The organism is Arthrobacter gyeryongensis (assembly GCF_039543785.1).
Lineage (GTDB): Bacteria > Actinomycetota > Actinomycetes > Actinomycetales > Micrococcaceae > Arthrobacter > Arthrobacter gyeryongensis.
The window spans coordinates 100,223-115,628 of sequence record NZ_BAABKK010000001.1 but is presented as its reverse complement, the minus strand read 5'-3'; the positions used below and the strand labels follow the sequence as shown (position 1 = coordinate 115,628).

Annotated in this window: 10 protein-coding genes; 5 read left to right on the top strand and 5 right to left on the bottom strand. The window is 64.7% G+C overall.

All coding sequences use genetic code 11. The annotated features are described in order from the left end of the window. Positions 1 to 71: 71 nt before the first annotated feature. Complete coding sequence (locus ABEA18_RS00530) at positions 72 to 3,608, top strand: S41 family peptidase (RefSeq protein ID WP_345446808.1); 3,537 nt, start codon at positions 72 to 74, stop codon at positions 3,606 to 3,608. Between the two features lie 85 nt (positions 3,609 to 3,693). On the opposite strand, the gene ABEA18_RS00525 is transcribed toward ABEA18_RS00530, so the two are convergent. From ABEA18_RS00525 to ABEA18_RS00505, 5 genes are all read right to left on the bottom strand, one after another. Beyond that, complete coding sequence (locus ABEA18_RS00525; RefSeq protein WP_184739048.1) at positions 3,694 to 4,122, bottom strand: OsmC family protein; 429 nt, start codon at positions 4,120 to 4,122, stop codon at positions 3,694 to 3,696. Between the two features lie 212 nt (positions 4,123 to 4,334). Beyond that, complete coding sequence (locus ABEA18_RS00520; RefSeq protein ID WP_059389121.1) at positions 4,335 to 4,688, bottom strand: hypothetical protein; 354 nt, start codon at positions 4,686 to 4,688, stop codon at positions 4,335 to 4,337. A 124-nt stretch (positions 4,689 to 4,812) separates the two neighbouring features. Continuing rightward, entirely contained in the window at positions 4,813 to 6,552 is a 1,740-nt protein-coding gene (sucB, locus tag ABEA18_RS00515) for a 2-oxoglutarate dehydrogenase, E2 component, dihydrolipoamide succinyltransferase (RefSeq protein WP_345446803.1), read from the bottom strand. 107 nt (positions 6,553 to 6,659) lie between these two features. Further along, a complete protein-coding gene (lpdA, locus tag ABEA18_RS00510; RefSeq protein ID WP_345446800.1) occupies positions 6,660 to 8,042 on the bottom strand; it encodes a dihydrolipoyl dehydrogenase in 1,383 nt (460 codons plus the stop codon). A 235-nt stretch (positions 8,043 to 8,277) separates the two neighbouring features. After that, positions 8,278 to 9,798, bottom strand: coding sequence for a leucyl aminopeptidase (locus ABEA18_RS00505; RefSeq protein ID WP_345446797.1), 1,521 nt, complete (start codon positions 9,796 to 9,798; stop codon positions 8,278 to 8,280). Between the two features lie 318 nt (positions 9,799 to 10,116). On the opposite strand from ABEA18_RS00505, the gene ABEA18_RS00500 reads away from it, so the two are divergent. From ABEA18_RS00500 to ABEA18_RS00485, 4 genes are all read left to right on the top strand, one after another. Beyond that, positions 10,117 to 11,055 carry a proteasome assembly chaperone family protein gene (locus ABEA18_RS00500; protein WP_236816974.1) on the top strand — a complete coding sequence of 313 codons (939 nt, stop codon included), beginning with the start codon at positions 10,117 to 10,119 and terminating at the stop codon, positions 11,053 to 11,055. 35 nt (positions 11,056 to 11,090) lie between these two features. Continuing rightward, positions 11,091 to 12,449 carry an MFS transporter gene (locus tag ABEA18_RS00495; RefSeq protein WP_345446791.1) on the top strand — a complete coding sequence of 453 codons (1,359 nt, stop codon included), beginning with the start codon at positions 11,091 to 11,093 and terminating at the stop codon, positions 12,447 to 12,449. A 102-nt stretch (positions 12,450 to 12,551) separates the two neighbouring features. Next, positions 12,552 to 13,787 carry a DUF4192 domain-containing protein gene (locus ABEA18_RS00490; protein WP_345446788.1) on the top strand — a complete coding sequence of 412 codons (1,236 nt, stop codon included), beginning with the start codon at positions 12,552 to 12,554 and terminating at the stop codon, positions 13,785 to 13,787. Positions 13,788 to 14,102: 315 nt separating this feature from the next. Next, on the top strand, positions 14,103 to 15,398 hold the full coding sequence (locus tag ABEA18_RS00485; protein ID WP_345446785.1) for an RNA polymerase sigma factor: 1,296 nt from the start codon (positions 14,103 to 14,105) through the stop codon (positions 15,396 to 15,398). Positions 15,399 to 15,406 lie beyond the last annotated feature (8 nt).

The following is a 15,406-nucleotide window of genomic DNA, read 5'->3' as shown; positions in this document are numbered from 1 at the left end:
CATGGCAAGCATCACTTCGGCATTACGGCAGGCCTCGAAGGGCTCGCTTCTCCGTTGACTATGATCGAACAATGACCTCCTCCAGCTACTTCCGTTTCCCGCATTTGCACGGTGATTTGATCACTTTCGTGGCCGAAGACGACGTTTGGATTGCGCCCGTGGCCGGAGGCCGCGCGTGGCGGATTTCGGCCCAGCAGCTCCCTGCACGCAATCCCCGCTTCACCCCGGACGGCAAGCGGCTCGTCTGGACGACGATCGTCGGGACCGCTCCGGAGGTGGTGACAGCAGAGGTCGACGGCGGCGGGTACCGGCAGTTGAGCTACTTCGGCCACAGCACCACCCGCGTCAAGGGATTCACCTCCACAGGCGACATTGTGGTCACCACGGCTTTCGAACAGGCTGAGGGGCGGCACACGCATGCGTACGCCTTGCCATTCGATGGCCGCCCCGCCGTCGAGCTTCCCTTCGGCCCGGTCGAATCGGTGGCGTTCGGCCCGGAAGTGGGGGACGAGCGTCCCGTTGTCCTTGCGAGCGTGCTTTCCCGCGAGCCTGCCTGGTGGAAGAGGTACCGCGGCGGTACCGCCGGAAAACTGTGGATCGACGCCGACGGGAGCGGCGAGTTCGCCCGCTTGCTTCCCGGGCTCGACGGGAACCTCGCGGACCCGCTGTGGGTAAGCGGACGGATCGCCTTCCTCTCAGACCACGAGGGATACGGAAATCTCTATTCAGTGCAGCCGGACGGTTCGGATCTGCGCCGGCATACCGATCACGAGGACTTCTACGTCCGGCACGCTGCCAGCGACGGCAAGCGGGTCATCTTTGAATCGGCGGGCGAGTTGTGGATCCTGCCGACGCTCGAGGCCGATGCCGCGGCCACGCGCTTGGACATCTCGCTGGGCTCGGCATCCCCGTCGCGCCGCCCATCACCCCTCAAAGCCGCCGCCCACTTGGGCGACGTCTTCCCCAACTCCGCAGGTTCGGCCAGCGCGGTGGAATCCCACGGAACCATCCACTGGCTGCGCCACAAAGACGGACCGTCCCGCGTGGTGGAAGCAACCCCGGGCGTGCGGGCAAGGCTTCCCCGCCCCCTTGTTGACGGGCGTATCGCCTATGTAGCGGACCACGACGGCGTCGATTCCCTGTACATCAAGAGGATTGCCCCGCGTTTTTCGCGGCCTGCCGTCGAGGCGCCAGTCCAGGACGCTGGACCCGCGCCACGCGAAGCCGAAGAAGACGGCGCCGGACAATTGCCCCGCCCGGTCCCGGCATCGGCCATTGCGGGACAGCCCGCGACGTCCGCGGTTCGGCTGCCGGAACCGCACGCGGAGCCCGCTACGGCGTCCGCGGACGCCGAGGCTGTCCCGGTCAACTCCGCGGGCGGCGGAGCCGAGGAGTCACGGCTCGACTTCCTGAGGATCGATTTCCCCAAGGCAGCCCGTCCAAGCGCCCTCGAAGCCAGCCCCGACGGCCGGTGGCTTGCCGTGGGTACCGCATTCGGGGACGTCTACCTGGCCGACACTGCCAGCGGCACCTTGTCGCTGCTTGTCAGCGTAGGGGACGGCAGCATCGAGGGCCTCGCATGGTCGCCGGACTCACAATGGCTCGTATGGTCCGAGCCGGTGACGTCCTTCGGGTCGCGGAGCAAGTTGCGCATGGTCAGCACCGCCAACCCGGAAGACATCGTGGAGGTCACCGATGGCCGTTTCTGCGACGAATCGCCGGCCTTCACTCCCGATGGCAAATTCCTGGCGTTCCTCTCGAACCGCAGCTTCGATCCCGTCTACGACGGCCATGCCTTCGACTTGTCTTTCCCGAGCCCCATCAAGCCGTACCTCGTGGCGCTGGCTGCAGCCACTCCTTCGCCTTTCGGCCCGGTAGTGGACCTGCTGGACGAGGACGAAGCGGACGCTGTACCCGAAGGGAAGAACGCAGGGAAGAACGGCGCGAAGGATGGTCCGGGGAATGGCGCCGGGACCGACGTCGAGGTCCGCGTGGACCGTGAAGGGCTGCCGTTGCGTGTCATCGGCGTCCCCGTGCCGCAGGGCAACTACTCGGCGCTTTCGGCCTCCAACGGCGCACTGCTGTGGCTCGACACCCCGCTCTCGGGTGTCACGGGAGATGGCCGTGGCACGGTGCAGGACAAGGCACCTGCTCCGGCGCTGGTCCGCTACGAGCTTTCGAGGCAAAAGCAGGTCACGCTCGCGTCCGCGGTTGAGCGCTACCGATTGTCCGGAGACGGCAAGAAACTGGTCTTCGTCAACGACAAGAAGGTTGTCGCCGTACCGTCCGACGCCAAGGTTGAGGAAGAATCGGGCGAGCTGGTCAAGGTTGAGCTGAACCGGATCCGGGTGGTCATGGATCCGTTGGCCGTGTGGGGACAGGCATTCGACGAAGCGTGGCGACTGCAGCGGGACTTCTTCTGGACCGAAGACATGGCCGGCCAGGACTGGGATTCGGTACATGGACGGTACCGTCCCGTCGTCGAACGCCTGGGCTCGCACGACGACCTGGTGGACCTTCTGTGGGAACTGCACGGTGAGCTCGGCACCTCCCACGCTTACGTGCGTCCGGCGGCGGTGGGCGAACCCGGGAGCAACGGACAGGGAAGGCTCGGTGCCGACCTCAAGCTCACGGAGGCTGGCTGGGAGATCACGCGCATCCTCGCAGGAGACACTTCCGACCCGCTGGCCAACTCGCCGCTGACTCGGCCGGGAGCCGACGCGAAAGTGGGCGACGTTGTCCTGGCGATCGACGGCGTCGGGCTCTCCGCGGACCGTACTCCGGCCAAACAGCTGGTGGGCGCAGCGGGCCGGACGGTGGAACTCACGATCTTGAATGGCCGTGGGCATGGAGAGGCGGCAGGCCAGCAGCGGAGGATCGCCGTGGTTCCGGTGAAGGATGAGGAACGCTTGCGGTACCAGGAATGGGTGCACGCCAACAGGCGAACCGTGCGCGAGGCCTCGGACGGAAAGTTCGGCTACCTGCATGTCCCGGACATGATGGCCAACGGCTGGGCGCAGCTTCACCGGGACCTCGATACCGAGACCGCGCTGGACGGGTTGATTGTCGATGTGCGGCGGAACCGTGGCGGCCACACCTCGCAGCTCGTGGCGGAACTGATCGGACGCAAGGTCACCGGCTGGAGCATGCCCCGCGGCGAAAAGCCGCGTACATACCCGCATCACGCCCCGCGCGGCCCTGTCATTATCCTGACCGACGAATTCGCGGGTTCCGACGGCGACATCATCACCCAGGTGTCCAAACTCCGCGGCATCGGCCCGGTCATCGGCACCCGGACCTGGGGCGGCGTCGTCGGCATCGACAACCGTTTTTCCCTGGCTGACGGCACCGGCGTGACCCAGCCGCGCTATGCCACGTGGTTCTCCGGCGGCATCGGCTGGAGTGTGGAGAACTTCGGGGTTGAGCCTGACATCGAAGTGGTGTTCCCGCCCCACGCCTATGCGGCCGGCACCGATCCCCAGTTGGAGTACGGGATCGGCGCGCTCAAGGAAATGGTCCAGGAACTACCCACGGACCGGCCGCCGCTGCGTGAAGGCTACAGCAAGGTCCGCCCCGCTGCGTTGCCCGCGAGGCCGCAGAAGGGCTAGCTCAAGGCCTGCAAAACGAAGTCCCCGCCCTTCCGGAAGGAAAGGCGGGGACTCGCTTTTTGGACAGGTTTCGGACGTGTTGCCGCTAGGAAGCGAGCGTGGCATCCAGCGTGATCGGAGTTGCCCGGAGTGCCTGGGATACCGGGCAGTTGACCTTGGCGTCCTCGGCGAGGCGCTGGAATTCTTCTTCGGAGACACCGGGGATGCGTGCGCTCACGGTCAAGTGGATGCCCGTGATGCCCTCGCCCGGCTGGAAGGTGACGTCGGCCTTGGTGTTGACCTCTTCCGGCGTGAAGCCTGCACCCGCCACGCCGTTGCTGAATGCCATCGAGAAGCATGCCGAGTGTGCTGCGGCAATCAGTTCTTCGGGGCTGGTCTTGCCTTCCGCGGACTCCGCGCGGGCCTTCCAAGTGACGTTGAAGGTCCCCAGTCCTGAGCTGTCCAGCGTGGTGTTGCCGGCGCCTTCGATCAGGTTGCCGTTCCATACGGTGTGTGCGGTGCGTGTTGTAGCCATGTCCACTCCTCAGCGTCGTTGCGAATTGGCATCCGGATACCGGATGCCGCCGGGTTCAATCCTAGGGATTCGACGGCGGCGGCGCACCGCTTGTCCGCTCTCAGAGGATTGTGACTGCCGCTGTTTGAGAAGCGACGGTTTAAGCGGCAACGGCCGCCGGACGAATGTCCAGGCGGCCGCGCTGTTTGCTCAGGTCAGCGTGTATTCGCCGGTCACTGCCAGATCGTGGCGATGGCGATGTTGAGCAATCCCAGGCCTCCGACGCCGTGGGCCAGGCCCGTCGAGACCGGTTCGCCCTTCTTGACCTTGCGCGAGCCGATGACGGCGAGCACGGCCACTGCGAGACCGATCGCGAACTTGATGCCGAGCTTGAAGTAGTTAGGGTCGGCATTGGGCAGCATGGGCAGGATTCCCATCATCGCAATACCCGTGATCAGCTGCACGAAGGCACCATCGCGCTGGCGCGGGTGGACAGTCGGCTGCTTCATGGTGGCGATCCAGTAGCCGACGATCATGGCTGCGCCGACGATGTGCAAGAACAGCAGGACGTTGAAGAGGATAGTCATGGCTCCAGCTTATCCAGAATCTTCTACGAGCCGTAGCAAAGCCACGGGGCAATATCCGGGCATGAAAAACGGGAAGGTCCCGGCGGTTTCCCGTCGGGACCTTCCCGTCACGCGATAACTGGAATCAGAGGCCCAGGTCCGCTTCGAAGGAACCTTCCTCAAGGCGGGCCCTGAGGGTCTGCAGGAAGCGGCCGGCGTCGGCACCGTCAACCAGGCGGTGATCGTACGTGAGGGAGAGGTACATCATGGAGCGGATGGCGATCGAGTCGTCACCGTTCTCGTCGGCAACGACAACCGGACGCTTGACGATCGCGCCGGTGCCCAGGATGCCCACCTGGGGCTGGTTGATGATCGGCGTGTCGAACAACGCTCCGACAGACCCGATGTTGGTGATGCTGAAGGTACCGCCGGACAGCTCGTCCGGACCGATCTTCCCTTGGCGGGTACGGCCGGCGACGTCGGCGATCTTGCTGGCCAGGCCGGCAAGGTTCAGGTTGCCGGCGTCGGAAATGACCGGGACCAGCAGGCCCTTGTCGGTGTCCACCGCAATCGCGAGGTGTTCCGCGTTGTGGTAGGTGATTTCCTGCTTGGCTTCGTCGTACGCGGCGTTCAGCTTGGGGTGCTGCTTCAAGGCTTCGGCCACGGCCTTGGCGATGAACGGCAGGAACGTCAGCTTGACGCCGTTCTGGGCCTCGAAGGAGCCCTTGGCCTTGAGGCGGAGCTTGGCGATCTTGGTCATGTCGACCTCGTGCACCTGGGTCAACTGCGTCGAGGTTTCGAGGGACTCGCGCATGCGGCGGGCGATGACCTGGCGGATGCGCGGAGCCTTCTCGACGGTACCGCGGAGCGAGGAGGCCGCCACCGGGGCAGCAGCAGGCTTGCCGGGGGCTGCAGGAGCAGCGGACGCCGGGGCCGAAATCGATGCTGCCTGCGCAGCCGTTTTCATTGCGTCGGCCGCGGCAAGCACGTCCTGCTTCCGGATACGGCCGCCGACGCCGGTGCCCGTCACGGTGGTGATGTCGACACCGCTCTGGTTGGCCAGCTTGCGGACGAGGGGGGTGACGTAGCCGGACTCGCTCGAAGACGATGCGGGTGCGGCAACCGGTGCCGGAGCAGCCGGTGCGGGAGCTGCCGGTGCCGGGGCCGCCGGAGCGGGTGCGGCTTCAACGACGGGTGCCGGTGCAGCGGGGGCCGCTGCCACGGGTGCAGGTGCTGCTGCGGGTGCCGGCGCTGCTGCGGCGGGGGCGCCCGAGCCGATGACGGCAAGAACGGAACCGACTTCAGCAGTGTCGTCCTCGTTGACGCGGATCTCGAGCAAAGTGCCTGCCACGGGGGAGGGGATCTCGGTGTCGACCTTGTCCGTGGAGACCTCAAGGAGCGGTTCGTCCACCTCGACGGTGTCGCCGACGGCCTTGAGCCAGCGGGTGACGGTGCCTTCGGTGACGCTTTCCCCCAGGGCGGGGAGAGTCACGTCGTGACCCGATGCCTCGCCGGACGCTGCGGCGGGGGCTGCGGCTTCTTCGGCTGCGGGAGCCGGTGCTGCTTCAGGTGCTGGTGCTGCTTCAGGTGCGGGGGCTGCCGGTGCTTCTTCCGCAGGTGCGGCGGCGGGCGCTGCAGCGCCGTTGCTGCCGCTGCCGATCCGAACCAGGGGAGCGCCGACTTCGGCGGTCTCGTCTTCAGCTACGAGAATTTCTTCGATGATGCCGGCAATAGGAGACGGGATTTCGGTGTCTACTTTGTCGGTGGAAACTTCGAGCAGGGGCTCGTCGACTTCCACTCGGTCACCAACCTGCTTGAGCCAGCGAGTGACGGTGCCTTCGGTGACGCTTTCACCAAGGGCGGGCAAGTTAACGGATTCAGACATGTCGTCCCCGTTCTCCTTATTGATCTTTAGTGCGGATGAGTGTTGCCTGCTGGGGTCCTGCGCCCGCAGTTCGTGCGGGCGCAGGACCGGGTGTCTTGCGTAAAGACTTAGCCGTGGAGCGGCTTTCCTGCCAGCGCGAGGTGGACTTCGCCCAGGGTCTCGTTCTGCGTCGGGTGTGCGTGGATGAACTGTGCCACGTCCTCCGGGTGTGCTTCCCAGTTGACGATCAGCTGTGCTTCGCCGATCTGCTCGCCCATGCGGGAACCGATCATGTGGATACCGACCACGGGGCCGTCCTTCTGGCGGACGACCTTGACGATGCCGCCGGTGCCCAGGATGGAACTCTTGCCGTTGCCGGCCAGGTTGTATTCCTGGGTCTGGACCTGGTCCTCGCCGAACTTCTCCTTGGCGCCCTTTTCGGTGTAGCCAACGGTTGCGATTTCAGGTTCGCAGAAGGTGACCTTCGGGACGTTCACGTCTTCGACGACTACCGGGTTCAGGCCCGCGATCTCTTCCGCGACGAAGATGCCCTGCTGGTACCCGCGGTGGGCCAACTGGACGCCGGGGACGATGTCACCGACGGCGTAGACGTTGCCGACGCCGGTGTGCAGGCGCTCGTTGGTGATAACGAAGCCGCGGTCGAGGGTGATACCCGCTTCTTCGTAGCCAAGGTTGGCAGTGACGGGGCCACGCCCCACGGCAACCAGGAGGAGATCGGCTTCGAAGGTCTGGCCGTCAACCAAGGTGACCTTCACTCCGTTGTCGTCCTGCTCGACGCCCTGGAAGAAGACGCCGGTGCTGAACTTGATGCCGCGCTTCTTGAAGGCGCGCTCAAGGTTCTTCACGATGGCAGTGTCTTCGTTGGGAACGAGGGAGGGGAGGCCTTCAACGATCGTGACGTCGACGCCGAAGGACTTCCACACGGAAGCGAATTCGACGCCGATGACGCCGCCGCCGAGGACGATGACGCTCTTGGGGATGTAGTCCATGGTCAGCGCTTCATCGGACGTGATGACGCGGCCGCCGATTTCCAGGCCGGGCAGTGACCGGGAGTAGGAACCCGTGGCCAGGACGATGTTCTTGCCCTTGTAGGCTGTGCCGTTCACGACGACGGTGTCGGTGCCCTGCAGCTTGCCTTCGCCTTCGATGACCGTGATGCCCCTGGACTTGATGAGTCCCTGCAGGCCCTTGTACTTGCCGGCGACGATTCCGTCCTTGTAGGCGTTCACGGCCGTGATGTCGATGCTGTCCAACGTGACGTTGACGCCGTACTTGGCGGAATCGCGTGCGTGGTCGGCCAGTTCCGCCGAGTGCAGCAGGGCCTTGGTGGGGATACACCCGTTGTGCAGGCAGGTGCCGCCGAGCTTTCCCTTCTCGACGAGGCCAACGGTGAAACCAAGCTGAACGGCACGCAGAGCCGTGGCGTAGCCGCCGCTGCCGCCACCGAGTACCAGGATGTCGAATTCTTGCGCAGTTGCCTGATCGGCCACTAGGACGCTCCCTCGCGTGAGCGATGACACGCGACTACGCGTCATCTGGTCTTGGAACTTGTACTGCCGCGATTATGCCAGCACCGAAGTTCTCTTGCATTTGTGACTACCGTGGTTCACCTTAGCGAACCACTTATCCATGCTCCACCCTGCCGAGGCATTTGTGGGGCGCTTGTGGCCAGACTCACGTCGGGCCGTGGGGCCGGTCATGGACCGGCCCCACTTGGGGACGTGTTTAGGCCGTGGCCAGCACGTCTTCGACGTAGGCGAGCAGCGTCCGGACAGTGCAGCCGGTGCCTTGCTTGGGCGTGTAGCCGTAGGGGCTGCCGTTGTTGAAGGACGGGCCGGCGATGTCGACGTGCGCCCAGGGGATCTGCTTGCCCTCGGCGTCCTTCCCGACGAACTCGCGCAGGAACACGGCCGCGGTCATCATTCCACCGTGGCGTTCGCCGATGTTGGCGATGTCCGCCACTTGCGAGTCGAGGCTGGCCCGCAGTTCTTCCGGCAGCGGCATCGGCCAGACGAGCTCGCCCGCGCGGTCTGCCGCGGACTTGAGAGCGCCCGTGACGGCGTCGGAACCCATGACACCGGCGGTCCGGTTGCCGAGGGCGATCAGCTGGGCGCCCGTCAGCGTCGCGACGTCGATGATGGCGTCAGGCTGCTCGAGGCTGGCCGCGACGATTCCATCCGCCATGACCAGGCGTCCCTCGGCGTCGGTGTTGAGGACCTCGACCGTCTTGCCGCCGTACACGGTGAGGACGTCAGCCGGGCGCTGTGCAGCGCCAGAGGGCATGTTCTCGGCGATGCAGAGCCACGCGGTCACCTTGACGGGCAACCCAAGCCCCGCGACGGCCAGGACAGTATTAAGTACGACGGCGGCGCCCGCCATGTCGCTCTTCATGTCGCCCATGCCGAGGGCAGGCTTGATGGAAATGCCGCCCGTGTCAAAGGTGATGCCCTTGCCGACAAGCGCGATCTTCTTGGTGGCCTTGGCCGGGGCGTACTCCACCTTGACGAGGCGCGGCTGGCGGGTTGAACCCTTGCCAACGCCCAGGATTCCACCGAAACCGTCCTTTTCGAGGCGTTTCTCGTCCCACACGGTGACCTTGACAGGCAGTCCCTTGGAGAGTTCCTTGGCAGCTTCGGCAAAGGACTCCGGGTAAAGGTGGCTCGGAGGCTGGTTGACGAGGGTGCGGGTGGCGTTGACCGCGCGTCCCACGAGAAGTGCACGATCGAGCGCGGGCTGGACGTCCTTGCCGTCAAACGCCGTGTGGATCAGGACCTTGCCGACCGGATCCTTGAGGCCGTCCTTGCTGGAGCGGTGCTCTGTATAGGAATAGGAACCCAGCACGGCGCCTTCGGCGACGGCCGCGACGTCGGCGAGGGACGCCGTCGGGAGGGCCAGTGTCACGGAGGACAAACCGGCCAGTTGGCGGACGGCGGATCCTGCAGTCCGGCGCAGGGTTTCCTCGGCGAGGAGGGCGTCGCCGGCGACCTTGCCGACACCTGCCAGGACGAGGACGCCCGAACCGGTCTCCGGAAGACCCGGCAGACGGTGTACCTGATCGGTTGCTCCTGTGATGCCGAGGAGGCCCAATGAAGCGGCGAGGGTTTCCGCGGCCTTCGCCCCCAGCGGGTTCCCGAGCAGTACCGGCCCGTCTTCCCCCTGACCAACGGCTATCACGAGTGCGTCGCTCGGCGCCTTCTTCAGGTCCTTGGCAATAGTGCCAAGGGTGATGTCTGTAGTCTTCACCACGAGGATTTGTCCTCATCTCTCTCTGCATGGCTTGGCCGGGCTGCATGTTAGGCGCCCGGCCCTGGTACCCCTCGGTTGTCCGCTTGTGACAACGTCGGTGGTTGCTTGGGTCCGCACACGGCGGCACGTCTCGATCGTAGTCTGTCTGTTGCGCGGGAAAGCAATTAAATGAGAGTTGCGGCACATTGGCCGACAGGAATGCGCGGCCGGTCCGGTGCGTTGTACCAATACATGGAGCATGGCCGGCCGCCGAGGCGTCTGCTGCGGCGTGCAGCCGCCTGCTCCTCCAAGAATTTGAAACTGCGAAAGGAACATGCCGTGTTTGAACGGATTTCCGGCTCACTCCTTGACCCTGAGTCGCTCTATGCGAGCAACATCGAGCTCTTCCACAGCCCGGATATCAGGGGCCTCAACATGCTGATGGGCTTCACCGGATTCGCTGATGCCGGTCACGTGGTCCAGCAGATCAACCGGGAACTACTGGATACGCTCGAAGTCGAAACCGTGGCTGTGTTCGACGCCGACCAGCTCATTGACTACCGCACGCGCCGTCCCCACATCAGCTTTGTCGAAGACCATCTGGAGGACTACAAAGCCCCTCAACTGGCGCTTTACAAGCTCAATGACGGCTTGGGCGAGCCGTTCCTCCTGCTTGCCGGTTTTGAACCGGATCTCCAATGGGAGCGTTTCGCGCGCGCCGTCGTCGGGATTGTGGAAAAACTGGACGTCAACCTGGTGACCTGGATCCACTCCATTCCCATGCCCGTTCCGCACACCCGGCCGGTTGGTGTCACGGTGCACGGTAACCGCCCGGAACTCATCGAGGGCATTTCCACGTGGAAGCCGACTGTCGAGGTTCCTGCGGCCGTCGGCCACATCCTCGAGTTGCGGCTGGTCGAGGCCGGGCGGAAAGTGGCCGGGTACGTCATCCACGTCCCGCACTACCTCGCCGATGCCGAGTACCCGCCGGCAGCGGTCGCAGGACTTGAATACCTCGGTGCGGCCACGTCCCTGATGCTGCCAACCGACCGGCTTCGCGAGGCCGGCAGGGAAGTGGGCAGGCAGATCGCCGAACAGGTGGAAGCATCCGAGGACGTCCAGCAGGTGGTTTCCAAGCTGGAGTCCCGCTATGACGACAAGGCCGAGGGAACAGTCCGCCGTTCCCTGCTCGCCGACGAGAATGACGAACTGCCCAACGCCGAGGACCTGGGCGCGGCGGTTGAGGCGTATCTCGCACGCAAAGATGCGCGTCCATAAAGCAGCTTTAATGCGGCCCCGGGCATAATGGAAGGGTGAACGCACCCCGCGCCTGGCTCATTTGGACGATTGGGGTGCTTGCCTACCTTGTGGCGGTCGCCCAGCGCACATCCTTCGGTGTGTCCGGACTGGAGGCCACCGAACGGTTCCATGCCAGCGCGGCGGCCATTTCCTTCTTCACGGTGCTTCAACTGCTGGTTTACGCCGGCCTCCAGATACCGGTCGGGCTCCTGGTTGACCGCTTCGGCTCGCGCGCCATGATCGCCAGCGGTGCCGTGCTCATGGGCCTCGGCCAACTCCAGTTGGCTTATGCCGACGCTGTTCCGGCAGGGGTGCTCGGCCGGGTCCTCGTCGGCGCAGGCGACGCCATGACCTTCGTCTCAGTGATCCGGCTCGTGCCGATCTGGTTCGCTCCGGCAAGGGTTCCGCTCGTCACCCAGCTGACGGGAATGTCGGGCCAGCTCGGCCAGCTCATCAGTGTGGTGCCGTTCGCCCTGGTCCTTCATTCGGCGGGCTGGAATACGGCCTTCCTAGGGTTGAGCTCGTTGTCGGCGCTCGCCGTCGTCCTTGTTCTCGCCTTGCTCAGGGATGTTCCGCCGGGTCACCCGCCGCGGGAGAGCGCCCAAGGGCTGCGCGCCACAGGCGTGACCCTGGCCCGTGCCTGGAAGCAGCCCGGGACGCGCCTGGGACTCTGGTGCCACTTCACTGTCCAGTTCAGCGGCAACGTCTTCGCCATGTCCTGGGGCTACCCGTTCCTGGTTTCGGCGCAGGGCCTGAACCCGGGCACCGTGTCCGCCCTCATGGGGCTCTTCGTCGTCACCAGCATTCTCGTGGGGCCGTTGTTTGGAACCTTCGTGGCCAGGCACCCCATGCGGCGCTCGGCCATGGTCCTCCTGATTACGGCGGCTACCGCGCTCGCCTGGGCTGCAGTCCTGTTGTTGCCTACCAGGGCGCCCCTGTGGTTGCTTGCCTTGTTGGTGGTTGCCCTTGCCATCGGCGGCCCCGGGTCCATGATCGGCTTTGATTTTGCCCGGACATTCAATCCTTCCCACAGGATCGGCACCGCCACCGGTATCGTCAACGTGGGAGGCTTCGTTGCGGCGCTCCTGACGATCTACCTGGTGGGGCTCATCCTCGACCTTCTCCACACCAGCGGTTTCTCGGGCGGGGAGCTCTATGGCCTGGCCCCCTTCCGCATCGCATTGAGCGTGCAGTTCCTGTTCCTGCTCGTGGGTACGGTCCTGATCCTCATGACCCGTCGCAAAGTGCGCCGCCAAATGGCGGCCCAAGGCGTACACGTCCCGCCGCTCCTCGTGTCGCTGGCCAACCAGCGCCGACGCCGCGTGGAATTGCGCCGCGAACGGCTAGCGAAGCAGCGGAGCTCCACGCCGTAGCCTGCTCTCACGGTGTTCCTCCACAGGCGCTGGCGGATGCCTTTGTCCACATACGGCAATTGAGGCCTGCCGTCGCCCGCGATTGATGCCAATGCTGGATTCATGACAGCAGACAACCGTGTGACCATTTCCCGTCCCGAGGACATCCTCGGATTCATTCCGCACGCCTTGGGACTCTGGCCGAAGGAGAGCCTCGTTGCCGTCACGCTGCGTGGGCAGACACTTGGCGCCACACTCCGTGTGGACCTTCCGCCCGAGAGGTCCGAACGCGTGCTTGCCGCGTACTCACGGAGGATCGGTGAGTACCTGGAAGCGGACCATGACGCCGATGGCGTGCTTTTGGCATTCTTCAGCGACAACGGTTGGGACGATGGCGGCGCCCTGGCACACGGCCTGCCGCTGCTGGAAGCCTTGGAACCCGTCCTGGCCCACGGTGGATTGGCATTGCGGGATGCCTGGTTCATAGGTTCCGATCACTGGCGAAGCGCATTCTGCACCGACCTGGAGTGCTGTCCTCTTCCCGGGCGTCCCGTGGACCAGATCCTGGACAGCCGGCTCAACGCGGAAATGGTGTTCAGGGGCAGCAGCGTCAGGGAATCGCCTGGGTTGTTGGAGCCCGCGGACCAGCCTGTCCTCGATCCGGAGTTCATGGGGGCGGAAGACGCCATGCTAGGGGAGTTGCTCCTGCGGTGGCGGCGCAGGAAGTCGTTCGAAGAAATGCTGGACGCGTGGACGGGGGTCCTCGACTCCTGCCGTCCGGACGAATTCGACGGCGAGGCAGCGGTGTTCCTCCGGGCGAGCCTGAGGGTTCCTGCCTGGCGCGACGCGGTAGTGGTCCTGGCCGCTGCCGGGAAAGCTGTAGCCTGCGGTGGCGCGGAAGCCTTCGGCTTCTTTGAACATGAGGACGATGACGCGGATTCCTTAGCCATTCCGCCCGGGCTCTGTCCCGCGGCACCAACAGCGGGCACGGCACCAGTGGCCGGCAAGTCCACTGAGGCCGCGGATCTCAGCGTCATGCGCTACGGAGACGTGCTCCTGGGCCTCTACCCGGAGAACCCCGACTGGAAGCGGTTGACGAGCCTGGACCAAGTTCTGGCGGTGCTCTCCCGGCACGGCGGTGGGGAGGCGCGCGCCGCAACGCTCACGATCCGCGGGTGGATTCAGTGGTGCCGGGGGAGCGGTTCGTTCGCCCACGAACTCCTTTCGCAGGCTGACGCTGAACAACAGGGCTATCGGCTCGCCGAACTACTCGCCGAGCTGGTGACGCGCGGAACGCTCTGCGGCTGGGCCAAAAGCAAGTCGTCCGCGTGGCGGAAGTTCGGTGGGGCGGCCGCATGACCCCCAGGCCCTGAGGTGGCTCCAGGAGTGTGTCATTGAGGGAATTCCGTGCGGCACGTAATTGTCTGCGCGGTAGCGGATATCGACCCCCGGAACTCAAAACCGTGAGACAATGGTTGCCGAGACCCGGTTGGGTCCGTGTTTCAAGTGCCGTAAACGTCCCCTGAACTCTAGGGAACATTAAGGCGCCGTCGGGAGTTTTACCTAAAGACTCTGCAGTCGGCGATGGCACTTGATGTTGATCACGGACTTGACAGGGTCATAGTGGTGTTGCCCCCATGGTGATTCCACAGACCGCCGCTAGAAAGGTTTTCTGTGACCCCGTCTTCCGCCGAGAAGGAACCCGCCGCCCTGGCCGAACTGTCCGCCGAAGAAAAGAAGGCGGCTACAGCTGCGAAGCGTGCGGCAACGCGTGCTGCCAATGCTTCGACTGCAGGTGCAGAGAAGCCGGCACCCAAGAAGCGCGGGCCCAAGCCCGGCGCCAAGGCCGCTGCCGAAGCAGCCAACAAGTCCAGCGGCGCCGACGAGGACTCCGAAGAAGCCGAGGATTTTGACGCCGTCGTTCCCGACGAAGCAGAGCTCACGGAGGAAGTCGAGGAAGGCGAGGAGGGCAAGAAGCCTGCCACGACCGGTTCCGGCTTTGTCTACTCGGATGCCGACGACGACGATGCGCCTGTCCAGCAGGTCATGTCAGCCGGCGCGACGGCCGACCCCGTCAAGGACTATCTGAAGCAGATCGGCAAGGTTGCCCTGCTGAATGCTGAGCAGGAAGTCGACCTTGCACTCCGCATTGAAGCCGGCCTGTTCGCCGAAGAGAAGATCAACGCCGACGACGGCTCCATGGACCCGAAGCTCAAGCGTGAGCTCGAGTTCATCATCCACGACGGCAAGAGGGCCAAGAACCACCTCCTCGAGGCCAACCTGCGGCTCGTGGTCTCGTTGGCCAAGCGCTACACCGGCCGCGGCATGCTGTTCCTGGACCTTATCCAGGAAGGCAACCTGGGCTTGATCCGTGCAGTGGAGAAGTTCGACTACACCAAGGGCTTCAAGTTCTCCACCTACGCCACCTGGTGGATCCGCCAGGCCATTACCCGCGCCATGGCTGACCAGGCCCGCACCATCCGCATCCCGGTGCACATGGTGGAAGTCATCAACAAGCTGGCACGTGTCCAGCGCCAGATGCTTCAGGACCTTGGACGCGAACCTACGCCTGAGGAACTGGCGCTCGAACTGGACATGACTCCCGAGAAGGTTGTTGAAGTCCAGAAGTACGGCCGCGAGCCCATCTCGCTGCACACGCCGCTTGGCGAAGACGGCGATTCCGAATTCGGCGACCTCATCGAGGACTCCGAAGCGGTTGTGCCGGCGGACGCTGTGAGCTTCACACTCCTCCAGGAGCAGTTGCACTCCGTGCTCGATACCCTGTCCGAGCGTGAAGCAGGCGTCGTCGCGATGCGTTTCGGCCTCACCGATGGCCAGCCGAAGACTTTAGACGAAATCGGCAAGGTCTATGGAGTCACCCGCGAACGCATCCGTCAGATCGAATCGAAGACGATGTCCAAGCTGCGCCACCCCTCGCGGTCGCAGGTTTTGCGCGACTACCTTGACTAAAGCAACGG